This window comes from Polaromonas sp. CG_9.5 (genome assembly GCF_035984465.1).
Lineage (GTDB): Bacteria > Pseudomonadota > Gammaproteobacteria > Burkholderiales > Burkholderiaceae_C > Polaromonas.
Genome location: NZ_JAXCHR010000007.1, coordinates 26,309 through 43,188 on the forward strand (window position 1 = coordinate 26,309; position 16,880 = coordinate 43,188).

The window sequence follows — 16,880 nt, forward strand, 5'->3', positions numbered from 1 at the left end:
CCCGGTTTCTTCGGAGGTCTGTTTACTGGCTGACGCCGCGCACGTCAAACTCCACCTTCCAGCGTTCGCCGCCCTGGGTGGCCACGGCGGTCAGTTCCAGCGTGCCGGTTTCGGTGGCCACAGCGCGCAGCCTGACCTGCACCACTTCGCCAATTTGCCGGCCTTCGGCGGGCAGCGTGACCTGGATTTCGCCGAGTTCCTGCAACTCGTCGGCGGGCCAGAAATCAAGCAGGTTGCCCAGCGTGTCTTGCCGGCGTACCGACGAGCCCATGAAGCGCAAAAACACCGGCTCGCCCACGACCAGGCCAAATTCCTGCGTTTGCAGGTCGGCTTCAATGCCTTCTTCCATGCCAAAAGGCGCAATGCACAAGGCCTGCACCGGCGGCTCCATGCCGGGAATGGCGGGCATCGACGATTCCACCGCCACGTAGTAGGCACGCGCCGTGCCGCCACGAATGCGCACACCCTGGCCGCGCCGCACATAGCCGTAATAGGCCGCGCCGCGCGCCACCGCCAAGTCCATGTCGGCACCGGTCAGCATGCGGGCAGCTTGGGCCTCTTCAGCGCCCAGCCAGCCGTTCAGCGTGGCCAGCATGCGCTCGGTCAGGATGCCGGACTTGAACACACCGCCGTTAAACAGCACCGCCGTCGGATGCAAAAAGCTGGCGTCGGCATCGATTTTTCCGGCGAAGCCTTCGAGTTCGGCCGTTGCCCCCGCCTGGCGCCCGAGCAATGCTGCCAAATGCCGCGTCACGCCAGCGTCCTGCGCATACGGCAGGCCCAGCTGCGTCAGGCCGCCACGGGTGCGTATGGCGGGCCGGGCTGCGGCGTCTACCACGGGGAAAAAACCGTCGAGCAAGGTGGCGCGCACTTCCGTCTGCGTGAGTTCGGTGCGCACCGAGCCGCCAATCAGTTTGGTGCCCCGGCTGGCGACCACGATGGGCTGCACGTCCAGGCTGGCATCGCTCAGCAGGCTTTCTTTGGCGCTGCGGCAGGCATGCGTGAGCGCGCGCATTTGCCACGGATCCAGCGTCTTGCCTTCAGCGGCCAGCTTGCGGGCCACGACATGCGCCAGCGTCAGGTCCATGTTGTCGCCGCCCAGCAAGATGTGGTCGCCCACGGCGACGCGGTGCAGCTCCAGGTTGCCTTCGCGCTCCAGCACCGCAATCAGTGAAAAGTCACTGGTGCCGCCGCCCACGTCCACCACCAAAATAATGTCGCCGGGCGTGACATCCTTGCGCCAGCGGCCGGCGCTGCCCTGAATCCAGTGGTACAGCGCGGCCTGCGGTTCTTCGAGCAGCGTCAGGTGCTGGTAACCGGCGGCGCGCGCGGCTTCGGCGGTCAATTCACGTGCGGCCGGGTCGAACGACGCCGGAATCGTGACGGTCACGTCCTGCTGGTCAAACGGGGCTTCGGGGTGGGCCGCGTCCCAGGCCTGCCGCAGATGCGTGAGGTAACGGGTCGAGGCTTCCAGTGGCGAGACACGCGCCACTTCGGGCGGCGCATCGTTGGGCAAAATGGCCGCGCGGCGGTCGACGCCGGGGTGGCACAGCCAGCTTTTGGCGCTGGACACCAGACGAATCGGCGTTTGCGCGCCGCGTGTGCGGGCCAGCTCACCGACGGCAAAGTCCTGCTTGTCCGTCCAGGGCAGCGCCAAATCGCCGGCAGCCAGCTCGCTTTCGTGCGGCAGGTACAAAAAGGACGGCAGCAGCGGCAGGTTTTCAAGCGCACCGGGGGCGGTCAACTGCGGGATGTCGAGCACGCCGTAGCTGGTTTTTTCGCCGTCGCTGGCGGCAATATCGACATACGCCAGCGCACAGTGGGTGGTGCCCAGATCGATGCCGATAGAAAATTGGGGTGTGTTCATGGTTTTGGCGTTGGCGGTGTTTTTGGCGGTGGCGGCGGTGGCGGCGTTCACAGTTCGACCTCCGCCTGGGCCAGCACGGTGGCGTCGTGCTGCTCGGTCAATTGCGGCAGGCGCACGTCGGTGGCGCGCCAGCCCCGGTGGCTCAAGGCCCCCACAAACGGTGCCTGGCCAACCACGTTGCCGGTCAGGCGAATGGCGCGGGCGTCAAAGCCTTCCGCCAGCGTCAGGCGGCTGCCTTCGGCTTCAATCCGCACCGGCTCCAGCGTGAAATGCTCGCGCAGCACCTTGGCGCAACCTTCATGCACCAGCCGCGACGCCGCGCCAATGTCAGCGTCCGAATAGCCGCTCAGGCTTTCTTGCGTGAAGTCGATCAGGCGTGCATCGCGCTGCAGCAAAGCCAGCAGTTGCAGGGCGGCGTCGGGACTCGCCTCTTTCAGCGGGACTACGGTGACGGGCGCTGGCGCTGGCGTGGTAGCGGGTGCGGAGGCTGCGTCCAGGTCGCCGTGATCGCGCAAGTCCTGCACACGGGCCGCGTAGCCGGGGTTGGACAGCGTGCTGAAAAAAGAGCCGAAGGCCAGCGAAACGCGTTTAAAAAAGGAAGGGGTCGGGTCATTCATCAAGGGCTCCTGAGTGTCCGCACTAACGCCGGACCTGAAATAAAAGAAGGTAAAAATTCTGGCGCTGGCCACCCAAAGTCATTGCCGGCCCGCCAGCGTTGCCACCGGCAAGCGCTTTTAACGCCAGAAAGCGTCAGTAGCTGCACGAAAAAGACGGTTGGAGGGGCCATGCCGTGGCGCATCAGGGTCGCTGCGCGGCTGCGGCCTATTGTCCATAAAAAAACCGGCCTGCCCGGCTTGCGCGCCGTTGTTTTTATCATCAAATTGGCTTCTGGCGCATGTTGAACGGGCGCTCACAGCTATTTAATTCATAGCAACTGCCCATCTGCCTCGCAACCACCGCCAGCATCAGGAGTTGAGCAGACCGGCGGCCCGGCGGCGGCCGCCCAGCGTCAGCCAGGTCAGCGTAAAGGCCATCAACACGCCGCTGCTCATGCCGATCACCATCGGCAGCGGCGTGCCGTCGGCAAACAGCCCGACCAGGCCCATCATCACCGCGCCGGTCAGCATTTGCAGCGTGCCCAGCAGCGCCGACGCCGTGCCGGCAATCGCGCCGTGTTCTTCCAGCGCCAGCACCGAGGTGGTCGGAATCACCATGCCCATCAGCGCGCTGGCGACAAAATACAGGCCAATCAACACGCCCAGCCGGTCGCCGCCAAACAGATAGTGGGCCAGCAACGCCAGCATCACCACCAGACACGCGCTGACGGCTTTTTTAACCACCGGCACCAAGCCAAAGCGCTTGCCCAGTGCGCCATTGAACTGCGCCGCGCCGATAAAGGCCACCGCATTGAGGCCAAAAGCCAGGCTGTACTGCGTCGAGCTCAAGCCGTAGTGGCCCATCAGCACGAAGGACGAGTTGGCCAGATAGGTAAAAAACCCGCCCATCGCCGTGCCGCCAATCATCACCAGCCCGAGGTAATGCGTGTCGCGCAGCAGCACCGCGTAGCCGCGCAAGGCGCTGCCCAGGCTGCTGTGGGCGCGTTCGCTGGCGGGCCGGGTTTCTTTCAGCATGCCGCCGGTCAGCGCCAGCCCGACCAGCGCCGCCAGCATGACAGCCCAGAACACGCCGCGCCAGCTGCTCCAGGCAATCACCACGCTGCCCACCAGCGGCGCCAAAATGGGCGAAATGCTGAACACCAGCATCAACAGCGACATCAGCCGCGCCGCCTCGTGGCCGGTGTGCAAATCGCGCACCACGGCGCGCGGAATCACCGTGCTGGACGCTGCGCCCAAGCCCTGCAAAAAGCGCAGGCCAATCAAGGTGTGAATGTCGCCAGCCAGTGCGCAGCCCACGCTGGCCAGCGCAAACAGGCCCAGACCCAAGTACAGCGGCGGCTTGCGCCCCATGCTGTCTGACAGCGGGCCGTAAAACAGCTGGCCCAGGCCCAGCGCGATGAAAAAAGCCGTCAGACTCATCTGCACCGAACCAATGTCAGCGCCCAGGCTGGCACCGATGGTGGGCAAGGCGGGCAAGTACATGTCAATGGCAAAAGGGCCGATGGCCGAGAGCAGGCCCAGCACCAGGGCGAGGCGAAAAAAGCGGGAAATCATGGGCGCTATTGTCGCGGCAAGCGCCAGCGTAGCTAGGCGGGCAGGCGCCGCAGCCTGTATCAAGGCGCATCAAGGCGCTTTCATGCCGGGCGGAAATGAAAAACGGCACCCGCAGGTACCGTTTTCAGTTTTTTAAGCAAAACAGGCTTCTAGCGCTTATTCAGTGGGCGCAAGCAGCTATTTAATTCATAGCAAATTGCATCCACCAAAGTGCATCAAGCGCCCACAGACGCCAGCGCCGCGTTGAAGGTGGCGCTCGGGCGCATCACGGCCTTGACTTTTGCCGCATCCAGCAGGTAGTAGCCACCGATGTCGGCTGGCTGGCCCTGCACGTCTTGCATCTCGGCGACGATTTGGGCTTCGCTTTCGGCCAGCGATTTGGCCAGCGGCGCGAACTGCGCCTGCAAAGCCGCGTCTTCGGTCTGCTCGGCCAGTGCCTGCGCCCAGTACATCGCCAGGTAGAAATGACTGCCCCGGTTGTCGAGTTCGCCGGTGCGGGTCTTGGGGCCTTTGTCGTTATCCAGCAGCTTGCCGGTGGCGGCGTCCAGCGTACGGGCCAGCAAACCGGCCTGGGTGCTGCCGGTTTTCAGCGCCAGGTCTTCGAGCGACACGGCCAGCGCCAAAAATTCGCCCAGCGAATCCCAGCGCAGGTGGTTTTCTTCGACCAGCTGCTGAACATGCTTGGGCGCCGAGCCGCCGGCGCCGGTCTCGTACATGCCGCCGCCCGCCATCAAGGGCACGATGGACAGCATTTTGGCGCTGGTGCCCAGTTCCATGATCGGGAACAGGTCGGTCAGGTAGTCGCGCAGGATGTTGCCGGTCACCGAGATGGTGTCCAGCCCGCGCGCCACGCGCTCCAGCGTGAAGCGCATGGCGCGCACCTGGCTCATGATCTGGATATCCAGACCCGTGGTGTCGTACTCTTTCAGGTAGGTTTGCACCTTCTTGATCAGCTCGTTTTCATGCGGGCGGTACGGATCGAGCCAGAACACGGCCGGCATGCCCGAGTTGCGCGCACGCGTCACGGCCAGCTTGACCCAGTCGCGAATCGGTGCGTCCTTGACCTGGCACATGCGCCAGATGTCGCCCGCTTCCACGTCTTGCGACAGCAGCACTTCGCCGGTGGCGAGGTCAACGATATTGGCCACCCCGCCTTCGGCAATCTCAAATGTCTTGTCGTGCGAGCCGTATTCCTCAGCCTGCTGCGCCATCAGGCCCACGTTCGGCACGGTGCCCATAGTCCTGGGGTCAAACTTGCCGTTCCATTTGCAGAAGTTGATGATCTCCTGGTAAATGCGCGCAAAAGTCGACTCAGGCATCACGGCCTTGACGTCCTTCAGGCGGCCATCGGCGCCCCACATCTTGCCGCCGTTCCTGATCATTGCCGGCATGGACGCATCGACGATGATGTCGTTGGGCGAGTGGAAATTGGTGATGCCCTTGGCCGAATCGACCATGGCCAGCTCGGGCCGGTGCTCGTGGCAGGCATGCAGGTCACGCTTGATCTCGTCCTGCGTGCTTTGCGGCAGGGTGGCGATCTTCTCGTACAGGTTGGCCATGCCGTTGTTGACATTCACGCCCAGCTCGTCGAACAGCGCGCCGTGCTTGGCAAAGGCGTCCTTGTAGAAAATCTTCACGCAGTGGCCGAACACGATGGGGTGCGAGACCTTCATCATCGTCGCCTTGACGTGCAGCGAGAACATCACGCCGGTCTTGAAGGCGTCGTCGATTTCCTTTTCGTAGAACTCCTCCAGCGCTTTTTTGCTCATGAACATGGAGTCGATGATTTCGCCGGCCAGCAGCGACAGCTTGGGTTTCAGGACGATGGTCTTGCCGCTCTTGGTGAGCAGTTCCATCTTCACGTCGCGCGCCTTGTCCAGCGTCAGCGACTTTTCGCCATGATAAAAATCGCCGTGGTGCATGTGCGAGACATGCGAGCGCGACGCCTGGCTCCAGTCGGCCATCGAATGCGGGTTTTTGCGCGCGTATTCCTTGACGGCCTTGGGCGCGCGGCGGTCCGAGTTGCCTTCGCGCAGCACCGGGTTCACGGCGCTGCCGATGCAGCGGGCATAACGCGCGCGGATGTCTTTTTCCTCGTCGCTCTTGGGGCTTTCGGGGTAGTCGGGAAGATTGAAGCCCTTGGACTGCAGTTCCTTGATGGCGGCGATGAGCTGGCCCTGCGAGGCGCTGATGTTGGGCAGCTTGATGATGTTGGTGTCCGGGTCCTGCGTCAGGCGGCCCAGCTCGGCCAGCGTGTTGGGCACTTTCTGCGCGTCGGTCAGGAACTCGGGAAATTCGGCCAGCACCCGCGCCGCGACCGAGATGTCGCTCTCGGCGACTTCGATGCCGGCCGGCGCCGTGAAGGCGCGCACGACGGGCAGAAAAGACCAGGTCGCCAGCAGCGGCGCCTCGTCGGTGAGCGTGTAGATGATTTTTGATTTTCCGGCTGTCATGGTGCTCCTGTTGCTTGTAGGGTAGTGAGGCTGGCTTGCGAACTATAGGGGGTGTCCCTGTCATGAACCTGAAGGCCGCGCAGGGCCAGACGCCGAAGCGGCAAATTTCGTCACTCGTGATCACGGAATCTTCGCCAATGGCGCGCTGGCCGGAACGGCCCTGGAATGAATGCCAGGCCATTCCAGCGAAGAAGTTTACGCCTGTGCGGTGGGCGTTCCGGGCGCAATAACCTGCCCGCGCCGGGCAAATGGCGCAGGGCGGGAAAAGTGACGCGGGGATGATGGCTTTGCCAGATGCCAGACCTGCAGCACTGGCTCAGCGCCGCCAAGGCTTGCGGGCACAATGCACCGACACCCTGTCAGCCCGCCAAAAACCCCCATCTCCTTCTACTTCATGGCCCGCATATTTGACAACATAGAACAAGATTTGCTCTGCGCGTTGCGGGCGACCCTGAAGGTGTCCACCCGTTCAGACTTCTGCGTGGGGCTGAGCAAAACCATCATGGCCACTGCGCTGGCCCGCATGTTTGAAGACGACATGGGCTATGAAACCCTCATCATCTGCCCGAAAAACCTGGAGCCCATGTGGGAGCACTACCGCACCCACTACGGCCTGCGCGGCATGGTGCTGCCGATTTCGCAGGTGCTTAAAAAACTGCCCGACCTCAAACGTTACCGCTTGGTGTTGATTGACGAAAGCCACAACCTGCGCAACCGCGAAGGCCAACCCTACAAAGCCATTGCCGATTACATAGTGCGCCGCGCCGCCCGCCTGAGCTGCACCACGCCCGAGTTCGATAAGCTTGCACAAGCCGTGGGCCTGGAATCGGGGAGCCATCACCCCAGCCCTCTCCCAGAGGGAGAGGGTGAAAGAAAGGGAGAAGGAATAAATCCACCCCAATACGGCACCACCGACCCTACCGAAAGCGCCCGCCTGCGCGCCCGAACTCGACGGCCTCGTTCGCCACCTCTGAGGCCTGACCGAAACCGAATTCGCCCATATTCTGGGCACTTCCCCGCTGCAGGCCCAACTGGTCAAGGCAGTGGCCTCGAATGCCTATAGTGATATTGAAAGGGGATTTATCCAATGATTACCCAACTGACCCTGCGCAACTTTAAAAGTGTGGGTGAGCAAATCTACAAATTCACCGATTTTGACCTTCTGGTCGGACGCAACAACAGTGGCAAAAGCACAGTGTTGCAGTCGTTGGCGATCTGGCAATTCTGCATGGACGAGTTCCACCGCGCCAAGCGCAGCGGAAGCACGGGCATTCAGATCGTGTTGCCCAACTTCACGGCCTTGCCGGTGCCAGAATTCAACTTGTTGTGGAAAGACCGCACGGATCGTGCTTACCCGACGGACGAGACCGGGGCTAAAAAGCAAAAGTTCATTTTGATTGAAATTTTGCTGGAGTGGAGCGCGCTAGGCGGCATACCCCAGACGTTTGGGGTGGAGCTTCGTTACCACTCGCCGCAAACGATGTATGCCATTCCGGCCGGCGGCTGGAAAGCGTTCAGGGACTGCGAAGAAAAGGGAAAACTGCCCCGCATTGCCTATGTTCCGCCTTTTTCCGGGCTGGAGCCAGCGGAGAAATGGTTGGACAAAGCGCCCATCCGGCAACAGGTCGGCAAGGGCCAGCCGGGCAGTGTGCTGCGTAATTTGCTACTGCAGGTGTGGCGCCCGCCTACCGAAGATGAAGATGCCCTCGAACAGTCAAAGCGCACCAAACGCCCGTTAGTACCAGCCGACTGGACCGAGCTCGCCAGCGTGGTGAAGCGCTGGTTTTCAGTGGATTTGATTCCCCCGCAATACGACTCGGCCAAGGATGTGTACATCGGCGTGGAATACAAGCAGAACGGCAAGACCTACGACCTGATTTCCGGGGGCAGTGGTTTTCATCAAACCATGACACTGCTGGCTTTTTTGTACGGCTACCAGCCGACCACGATATTGCTGGACGAGCCCGATGCGCATCTGCACGTCAATTTACAACGGGAGTTGCTGGATTACTTCAAGAAAAAATCCGCTGAAAAAAGCGTGCAATTCCTGATCGCCACCCATGCGGAAGAATTCGCCAAAGGCGTGGATGCCCGGCAAATCGTGTCACTTCTCAAGCAGGTGCCGACGCGTATCGAATCAACGCCAGACGTCCTTCGGGCGATGTCCGATGTGTCGAACGAAGACATCGCCCGCCTGGTTGGCGCGCCGTACATGGTTTACGTTGAGGGCGAAAGCGACGAGCGCATTCTTCGCGGCTGGGCCGAGCAGTGCGGCGCGCTGCCGGTGATGGACAAACTCTGTTTCAAGGTGATGGGTGGGGGAAATAAACAGGAGATGAAGTCCCAAGCCGATGCGCATTTCACGGCTTTGAGCCAGGTTGTGTCTGGCGTGAAGCGCCTGATGCTGTTTGACTATGACGATGCGGACAAGGCCTTCCATCCGCCAGAAGACAACCCGACTTTGGTGGAGTGGAAGCGCAAAAACATCGAGAACTATCTGCTCGTCCCGACGGCCTGGCGGCGAGTGGCGCTTCAAGTACTGGAAAGCCCGGACGGTGACCTGTTTACCCAGCCGGTACTTCAAGTAATTGAAACGTTCTTTTCCGACCAAAACCTCACGCTGGCTGCAGGAAAGACTTGGCGCACGGTCACGGCCAACATTTTTTCGGTGGTGGACGGAAAACGCATCTTGTTTGAAAACAATGACTCACTGTTTCACAGCCTGCGCAAAGGCGAGCCTTCGGTGGAAGTGCTACGCGAACGTGTCGCAACGGCCATGACAGCGGATGAAATCCATGAGGATGTGCATCGCTTTTTTGCCAAGCTGGTGGCGATGACGGGAACCGGAGACTGAATTGCCGCACGCCAAACAAAAAAACAGCACCCGCAGGTGCCGTTTTCATTTTCTAGTGCCAAACAGGCCTCCAGCGCATGCTGGACATGCGCAAGCAGCTATTTAATCCATAGCAACCCGCGCCACCCAACTCAAGCCTTCCCGGCCTTGACCTTCAAACGCCACGCGTGCAGCAGCGGCTCGGTGTAACCGCTGGGTTGCTCCAGCCCCTTGAACACCAGATCGCACGCCGCCTTGTAAGCCGCTGACGTGTCAAAGTGCCCGGCCATTGGCTGGTACAGCGCGTCGCCGGCGTTCTGGCCGTCGACCACGGCGGCCATGCGCTCGAAGGTTTCCTTCACCTGCGCTTCGGTCACGACGCCGTGCAGCAGCCAGTTGGCCATGTGCTGGCTGGAAATACGCAGGGTGGCGCGGTCTTCCATCAGCGCGACGTTGTGGATGTCGGGCACCTTGGAGCAGCCCACGCCCTGGTCGATCCAGCGCACGACGTAGCCCAGAATGCCCTGCGCGTTGTTGTCGAGTTCCTGCTGCTTTTCAGCCTCGCTCCAGTTCGGCGTCGCGGCGACTGGAATCGTCAGCAGGCCGTTCAGGATCGTGTCGCGCTCGGCGTTGGCGTCGATCTTTTGCAGCTCTTTTTGCACATCGGACACCAGCACCTGGTGGTAATGCAGCGCGTGCAGCGTGGCGGCGGTCGGGCTGGGCACCCAGGCGGTGTTGGCACCGGCTTTCGGGTGGCCGATTTTTTGCTCCAGCATGGCGGCCATCAGGTCGGGCATGGCCCACATGCCCTTGCCGATCTGCGCCTTACCGCGCAGGCCGCAGGCCAGGCCGGTCAGCACGTTGTTCTTTTCGTAGGCGGCAATCCAAGCAGCGGTTTTCATGTCGCCCTTGCGGATCATCGGGCCGGCTTGCATGGCGCTGTGCATCTCGTCGCCCGTGCGGTCAAGGAAACCGGTGTTGATGAAGGCAACGCGCGCTTCGGCTTCGGCAATGCAGGCTTTCAGGTTGACGCTGGTGCGGCGCTCTTCGTCCATGATGCCGAGTTTCACGGTGTTGGCCGGCAAGCCGAGCAGGCTTTCAACGCGGCCGAACAGTTCGGCGGCAAAGGCGACTTCGGCCGGGCCGTGCATCTTGGGCTTGACGATGTAGACGCTGCCGGTGCGCGAATTCTTGATGCCGGGCTGGCCTTGGCGCTTCAGGTCGTGCATGGCGATGGTCGTGGTGACGACGGCGTCCAGGATGCCTTCGGGGATCTCCTTGCCGCCTGCGTACAGGATGGCCGGGTTGGTCATCAAGTGGCCGACATTGCGCAGGAACATCAACGAGCGTCCATGCAGACGCACCTCGCCGTTGCCGTTGGCGGCGGTGTATTCGCGGTCGGCGTTCAGGCCGCGCGTGAAGGTCTTGCCGCCCTTGCTCACTTCTTCGGTCAACGTGCCCTGCAAAATGCCGAGCCAGTTGCCATAGGCCAGCACCTTGTCTTCGGCATCGACCACGGCGACCGAGTCTTCGAGGTCAAGAATCGTCGACAGCGCGGACTCGATCACCAGGTCGCTGATGCCGGCGGCGTCCGTCTTGCCGATAGTCGTCGTGCGGTTGATGATGATGTCGATATGCAGGCCGTTGTGGACCAGCAGCACCGACGTGGGCGCCGCAGCGCCGCCCTGGTAGCCGACAAACTGGGCCGGGTCCTGCAGCTTGGTGCTGCCGTTTTCGGTGGCAATGACCAGCTGGCCGTCTTCAATGCTGTAGCCGGTGGCGTCCTTGTGCGAACCGCTGGCCAGCGGGGCGGATTGGTCGAGGAAATTGCGGGCAAAAGCGATGACTTTGCCGCCGCGCACCGGGTTGTAGCCCTGGCCTTTTTCAGCGCCGTCGGCCTCGGGAATCGCGTCGGTGCCGTAGAGCGCGTCATACAGCGAGCCCCAGCGTGAATTGGCGGCGTTCAGCGCGTACCTGGCATTCAAAATCGGCACGACCAACTGCGGGCCGGCTTGCACCGCGAGTTCGGCATCGACATTGGCGGTGGTAATGGTGACGTTGGCCGGCTGCGGCACCAGGTAGCCGATGCCTTCGAGGAAAGCGCGGTAGGCGGGCATGTCTGCAATGGGGCCAGGATGGGCCTTGTGCCAGGTGTCAAGCTCGGTCTGCAGGCGGTCGCGTTCGGCCAGCAGGGCGATGTTTTTCGGGGCCAGATCGGACACGATGGCGTCAAAGCCGGTCCAGAAGGTGTCGCCGTCTACGCCGGTGCCGGGCAACACTTGGTCGTTGATGAAGTTGTAGAGTTCGGTCGCAACCTGCAGGCCGTGGGCGGGGGTGCGTTCGGTGTGGGTCATAGAAAAATCCTTTTAAAAAATAAAAAATGCGTTGTGCTGAAAGCCGGGGGTCAGCGACCAGCGTCCGGTCACTGGCTCAGCCCAGCGTCTTGTAAAAATAATAAACCGTTAGCGCGCTGCCAACCGCAATCACCATGCGCCGCAGCCACGGCCCCTGGATTTTGCGCGCCATGCGCGCGCCCCAGTAACCGCCTAGCGTGGCCGTCAGCACCATCACCAGCGTGTGCGGCCAGCTGACGGCGCCGGCAATGATGAAAGTCGTCACCGTCACACTGTAGATCACCGCTGACAGCAGGTTTTTCAGCGCGTTGATGTGCTGCACGTCTTCATGCCCGCCAATTGCCAGGCTGGCCATCATCAAAATGCCCATGCCGGCACCAAAAAATCCGCCGTAAATCGACACCAGCAACTGCACGAACCAGCCGATGGGCGAGCCGGCGCCATGCTCTGCACCGGTTTTTTCGGCGGGTGCGGGGCGTATTTTTTTCAAGGCAGCTGACAACTGCGGGCTGAAAGCAAACAGCAGTGTGGCAAAGCCCAGCAGCCAGGGAATCAGCGCGGCAAAACGCGCATCACCGGCCGCCAGCAGCAGCAATCCGCCGGCCGCACCGCCCAAAAACGAGGCAATGCCCATGGGCAACAGGTAGCGTTTGTAGCGCGCCAGCTCTTGCCGGTAAGCCCACGCACCGCTCAGGCTGCCCGGCCACAACGCCACCGAATTGCTGGCGTTGGCCACCACCGGCGGCAGGCCCACGGCCAGCATCGCCGGGAACGAGAAAAACGTGCCGCCGCCGGCGATGGCATTGACCGCGCCGGCGGCAAATCCGCCCGCGCCGATCAGCACGATGTCCAGCGGCGTCATGCCGGCTTGCCGCCAAACGGCAGCGTCAGCACATCGCGCAGACTGCTTCCGGTGTAGAGCGGCGGGGTGCCAAGCTCTTCAAACGGCAGCTGGTTGCGGTTGACCCACAGCGTCTGGTAACCGAACCAGGTGGCGGCCAGCGCGTCCCAGCTGTTGCAGCTGACAAAGGCCGTTTGCTGCACCGGCACACCGGTTGCCTGCGGCCCCAGCGCATAGGCGTCGGGATGGGTCTTGTATTTGCGGATGCTGTCGGTGCTGATCACGTGGTCGAGCAGATCGTCCAGCCCGGCGGACTTGACCGCCACGGCGAGCATGGCCGGGTCGCCGTTGGACAAAATGCCGGTGACGATGCCGCGCGTTTTCAGCGCCTGCAGCACTTCGCGGTTTTCCGGGAAGGCGGTCAGGCAGCGGTACTGGTTCATCAACTGCTCTTCAGGCCCGCTGCGCAAGTCCAGGCCAAGCCGCTTGCAGGCATAGCGCAGCGCGGCACGTGTGATATCCCAGAATGGCTGGTAATGCGCGCCGTGGTTGCTGGTGCTGACGAGGTGGGTGTATTCAATCTGCTTGTCGCGCCACATCACGCCAAGCGCCTGGCCGCGACTGGGAAACAGTTGCTCGGCCAGCAAACCGACGCTGTACACGTCGAACAGCGTGCCGTACGCATCAAACAGAACAGCGCGCAGCGGCTGGCGGCTGGGAAGGCGGGATTTTTCCATGACCTGACTTTATTTGATCCTTGCGCAAAGATTAACCCCCTGAAATGCGATTTATCTGTGACTTTAATGCACGCAATGTGTAAATCCGAAGGGCGGATTAAGCAGCCAGCCGGTGAGCCGTTGCGCTTATCCTTGCTTCGCTCTCACGGCTTTAGCGCATCACCTCACCAGGAAACCCCATGAAAATCCTCATGCTGCACGGCATCAACCTCAACATGTTCGGCAAACGCGACCCGGCGCAGTACGGCACGGTGACACTGGACGAAATCAATGCCCGCGTCAGCGCACTGGGCCACGAACTTGGCGCTGAAGTCGAGGCCTTCCAGACCAACCATGAAGGCGCGATGTGCGAGCGCATTCACCAGGCCTATGCCGACGGCGTGGACGCGGTGCTGATCAACGCCGGCGCGTGGACGCATTACAGCTACGGCATCCGCGATGCGCTGGCGATACTGCCCTGCCCGATCATCGAAGTGCATATGTCCAACATTCACGCGCGCGAGGCCTTTCGCCATGTGTCGGTGTTCGCTGAAATTATCCGTGGCCAGATTTGCGGCTTTGGCGCGGACAGCTATTTGCTGGCGTTGCGGGCGGCGGTGTCGGCGGTGCATGCCGGCCAAAAATAGGACCGTCTGGCGCAGACTGAAAGCGCAAACCACCCTCTGCAGGCCGCTTGCACTGTCCGCCAGCAGAAAATTTGATGAAAAGTGGCTATTGCGCAATAGCTACGTGCGCAAGCAGCTATTTAATTCGTAGCAAATCCAGTTCTGCGAAGCGGCTTGGTATTCGCTCAAACGCAGCGCCCACAACACCCGCCCCCGCATAATTAACGCCTATGGCCAAACTCAAGCAGCTCGAATCCTTTGTCTCCGTCGTGGCGCGCGGCAGCCTGACCGCTGCGGCGTTGGCCGAAGGCGTCGCGCCGGCCATCATGGGCCGGCGGCTCGATGCGCTGGAAGAGCGGCTGGGCGTCAAGTTGCTGGTGCGCACCACGCGGCGCATCACGCTGACGCACGAGGGCAGCGCGTTTTTAGAGGACTGCCAGCGCCTGCTGGCTGACCTGGCCAATGCCGAAGCCAGCGTGTCAGCCGGCGGCGTAAAAGCCAGCGGCCACCTGCGCATCACCGCGCCAGCCGGTTTTGGCCGGCGTCATGTCGCGCCGCTGGTGGCGAAATTCCGTGGGCACCATGCCGACGTGACGATCACGCTGAACCTGAGCGACCGCGTCATCGACGTGGCGGGCGAAGGCTTTGACTGCGCAGTGCGCGTGGGCGACATGCCCGACTCGTCTCTGGTCAGCGTGCGCCTGGCCGACAACCGGCGGCTGTGCGTGGCCACGCCGCAGTACCTGCAGCAGCACGGCACGCCGCAACACCCCGGCGAGCTGGCGAAATTTGACTGCTTGACGTTGTCCAGCGACGCCTCGCAAACGCGCGGCTGGGCTTTTCATGTGGCGGGCGAGCTGGTCCACCTCAAACCCGGCGGCCCGCTTGATTGCTCGGATGGGCAAGTGCTGCACGACTGGTGCCTGGGCGGCTACGGCATTGCCTGGCGCAGCACCTGGGAAGTCGAATCCGAAATCGCCGCTGGCCGGCTGGTGGCGGTGCTGGAAGACTTTGCCGCGCCGCCCAATGGCATTTATGCCGTGTTTCCGGGTGCCAAGCACTTGCCGCTGCGGGTGCGGCTGTGGATTGATTTTTTGAAGCACCACTACAGCCAGCCCGAATTCTGGCGTTTGGCATCGGCCGTCTGAGCCTGGCGGTAATGCGCAGGGTGTAGAGCGCAAGTTTCAGGGCGTGATGGCGATTTTGATCACGCCGCGTTCAGACCAGCCCGGCCAGCAGCCACAGCGCCGTTCCCCACATCATCAGCGCCACCAGCGCATCGAGCGCGCGCCAGACGACGGGCGAATCGAAATGCCGGCCCAGGCACGCCATCGCCAGACCCAGCGCACTGAACCACAGCAGCGAGCCGGTCGCCGCACCGATGCCGAACACCAGGTTGTCGGGCTGCGCATAGGCCAGCGACGCCGTGCCCATCAGCACGGCGGTGTCCAGCCAGGCGTGCGGGTTGAGCCACGAAAAAGCCAGCGCCGTGCCAATCGCCTGACGGCGCGAGACCGCTGCCGCGCCGCCGGTGGCCGCCTGGTTGTCAGCCAGCACCGTGGCGCCCGGCTGCAAGAACCGCTTGAACGCTTGCGCGCCATACAGCATCAGCACCACCGCGCCCGCGCCGGTCATGGCGCCCAGCAGCTTGTCGGACAGACCGCCCAGTTGCGCCAGCCCCGCCACACCCAGGGCAATCAGGACGATGTCGGTGAAGATGCACACCGCCACCGTCAGCCACAAATGCTGGCGCAGCAACCCCATGCGCATTACGTGGGCGTTTTGGGGGCCAATGGCCATGATGAGCGACAGGCACAGCGCCATGCCGGCCAAAAATGCCGGAGCAGTCAGGTAGTTCATACAAATCAATCGTTTAAAAAGGCCGTTCGGGCAAAAAAAGCGCTGGCCGCAGACCGCAAAGGCAACGTGTTGCGCAGGTCGGAGGGGCGCGCCGAGGGCAGGTAACGCCAGTGTCGCCTCGTGGCTGATTTTGTTAAACAGATTTAATTAAAATTGCATCCCGTTAATAAATACTTGATTTTTATGCTCGATGCCCGCCAACTCGACGCCCTGGCTGCCGTCATTGAACACGGCAGTTTTGGGGCCGCCGCCAAAACCCTCAGCCTGACGCTGGCCGCCGTGTCGCTGCGCATCAAATCGCTTGAAGACGCGATGGGCCAGCGTTTGCTGGTGCGCAGCAAGCAGGTGCGCGCCACGCCAGCCGGCCAGTCGCTGCTTGGCCATGTGCGGCAGGTGCGGCTGATGGAAGCTGATTTGCTGAACGGCCTGCAGGGCGGGCGCGGCAACCAGCCTTTGCGCCGGCAAAGCCTGAGCGTGGCGGTGAACGCCGATTCGCTGTCGAGCTGGTTTTTGCCCGGCGTGGCGGGGGCGCTGCTGCAGCACCACTTGCTGCTCGACATCGTGATCGACGACCAGGACCACACCCACGATGCGCTCAAGAGCGGCGATGTCACCGGCTGCGTCACCACGTTGACCGAGGCCATGCGCGGCTGCGTGGCCGAGCCGCTGGGCACGATGCGCTACCGCTGCGTGGCTGCGCCCAGGTTGCTGGAACAGTGGAGCGCACCTTCAGCCGGGGGCGTCGCCGCCATGCCGCACAGCATGCTGCGCACGCCGGCGGTGATTTTCAACCGCAAGGATGCGTTGCAGGACGCCTTTTTGGCGCAGCATTTCAAGCTGCAAGGCGCGCTGTATCCGCGCCATTTCGTGCCCAGCGTCGATGCTTTTGAACGGGCGCTGGAACTGGGCATGGGCTGGGGCATGGTGCCCGACCTGCTGCTGGCACAGCGGCAAGGTCGCCCGGCATTGCAAGAGGTGCTGCCGGGACGCACGGTCGATGTGATGCTGTATTGGCAACACTGGCGCCATGAACCGGCAGCCGCCCAGCGCCTGACCGAGGCAGTAAAACACGCCGCGCGCGAACAATTGCTGCAAAACTGAGGCGGGCGGCGACGCTTCATGACCGTTCCGGGCAAATTTTTCGCCCACAACCACACTT

Annotated in this window: 13 protein-coding genes; 5 read left to right on the top strand and 8 right to left on the bottom strand. The window is 62.3% G+C overall.

What is annotated here, in order from left to right; translation table 11 throughout:
* Positions 1 to 22 precede the first annotated feature (22 nt).
* The 4 genes from RCH06_RS07275 to RCH06_RS07290 form a co-directional block, all read right to left on the bottom strand.
* Positions 23 to 1,867: an Hsp70 family protein gene (locus RCH06_RS07275; RefSeq protein ID WP_327080895.1), complete on the bottom strand. Its 1,845-nt coding sequence runs from the start codon at positions 1,865 to 1,867 to the stop codon at positions 23 to 25.
* Between the two features lie 47 nt (positions 1,868 to 1,914).
* A complete protein-coding gene (locus RCH06_RS07280; RefSeq protein WP_327080781.1) occupies positions 1,915 to 2,484 on the bottom strand; it encodes a DUF2760 domain-containing protein in 570 nt (189 codons plus the stop codon).
* Positions 2,485 to 2,832: 348 nt separating this feature from the next.
* On the bottom strand, positions 2,833 to 4,038 hold the full coding sequence (locus RCH06_RS07285; RefSeq protein WP_327080782.1) for a multidrug effflux MFS transporter: 1,206 nt from the start codon (positions 4,036 to 4,038) through the stop codon (positions 2,833 to 2,835).
* Positions 4,039 to 4,253: 215 nt separating this feature from the next.
* Complete coding sequence (locus RCH06_RS07290) at positions 4,254 to 6,491, bottom strand: NADP-dependent isocitrate dehydrogenase (RefSeq protein WP_327080783.1); 2,238 nt, start codon at positions 6,489 to 6,491, stop codon at positions 4,254 to 4,256.
* Positions 6,492 to 6,885: 394 nt separating this feature from the next.
* Here RCH06_RS07290 and RCH06_RS07295 point away from each other — a divergent pair, with 394 nt between their 5' ends.
* Together RCH06_RS07295 and RCH06_RS07300 are read left to right on the top strand one after the other, a co-directional pair.
* On the top strand, positions 6,886 to 7,554 hold the full coding sequence (locus RCH06_RS07295) for a hypothetical protein (RefSeq protein ID WP_327080784.1): 669 nt from the start codon (positions 6,886 to 6,888) through the stop codon (positions 7,552 to 7,554).
* A gap of 24 nt (positions 7,555 to 7,578) precedes the next feature.
* Positions 7,579 to 9,345, top strand: coding sequence for an ATP-dependent nuclease (locus RCH06_RS07300; RefSeq protein WP_327080785.1), 1,767 nt, complete (start codon positions 7,579 to 7,581; stop codon positions 9,343 to 9,345).
* A gap of 131 nt (positions 9,346 to 9,476) precedes the next feature.
* Here RCH06_RS07300 and RCH06_RS07305 read toward each other — a convergent pair whose 3' ends face one another.
* From RCH06_RS07305 to RCH06_RS07315, 3 genes are all read right to left on the bottom strand, one after another.
* On the bottom strand, positions 9,477 to 11,678 hold the full coding sequence (locus tag RCH06_RS07305) for a malate synthase G (protein WP_327080786.1): 2,202 nt from the start codon (positions 11,676 to 11,678) through the stop codon (positions 9,477 to 9,479).
* Between the two features lie 76 nt (positions 11,679 to 11,754).
* Positions 11,755 to 12,540 carry a sulfite exporter TauE/SafE family protein gene (locus RCH06_RS07310; RefSeq protein ID WP_327080787.1) on the bottom strand — a complete coding sequence of 262 codons (786 nt, stop codon included), beginning with the start codon at positions 12,538 to 12,540 and terminating at the stop codon, positions 11,755 to 11,757.
* Complete coding sequence (locus RCH06_RS07315) at positions 12,537 to 13,256, bottom strand: haloacid dehalogenase type II (protein ID WP_327080788.1); 720 nt, start codon at positions 13,254 to 13,256, stop codon at positions 12,537 to 12,539. The genes RCH06_RS07310 and RCH06_RS07315 overlap by 4 nt, the downstream gene beginning before the upstream one ends.
* 179 nt (positions 13,257 to 13,435) lie before the next feature.
* Between RCH06_RS07315 and aroQ the strand changes: the two genes are divergently transcribed.
* Both aroQ and RCH06_RS07325 read left to right on the top strand, forming a co-directional pair.
* A complete protein-coding gene (gene aroQ / locus RCH06_RS07320; RefSeq protein ID WP_327080789.1) occupies positions 13,436 to 13,882 on the top strand; it encodes a type II 3-dehydroquinate dehydratase in 447 nt (148 codons plus the stop codon).
* A gap of 209 nt (positions 13,883 to 14,091) precedes the next feature.
* The gene (locus tag RCH06_RS07325) at positions 14,092 to 15,009 is read left to right on the top strand and encodes a LysR family transcriptional regulator (RefSeq protein ID WP_327080790.1); all 918 of its coding nucleotides are present in this window, start codon (positions 14,092 to 14,094) and stop codon (positions 15,007 to 15,009) included.
* A gap of 70 nt (positions 15,010 to 15,079) precedes the next feature.
* On the opposite strand, the gene RCH06_RS07330 is transcribed toward RCH06_RS07325, so the two are convergent.
* Positions 15,080 to 15,721, bottom strand: a complete 642-nt coding sequence (locus RCH06_RS07330; protein WP_327080791.1) for a LysE/ArgO family amino acid transporter — start codon at positions 15,719 to 15,721, stop codon at positions 15,080 to 15,082.
* Between the two features lie 183 nt (positions 15,722 to 15,904).
* Between RCH06_RS07330 and RCH06_RS07335 the strand changes: the two genes are divergently transcribed.
* Positions 15,905 to 16,822, top strand: a complete 918-nt coding sequence (locus tag RCH06_RS07335; protein WP_327080792.1) for an HTH-type transcriptional regulator ArgP — start codon at positions 15,905 to 15,907, stop codon at positions 16,820 to 16,822.
* The last annotated feature ends 58 nt before the right edge of the window (positions 16,823 to 16,880 follow it).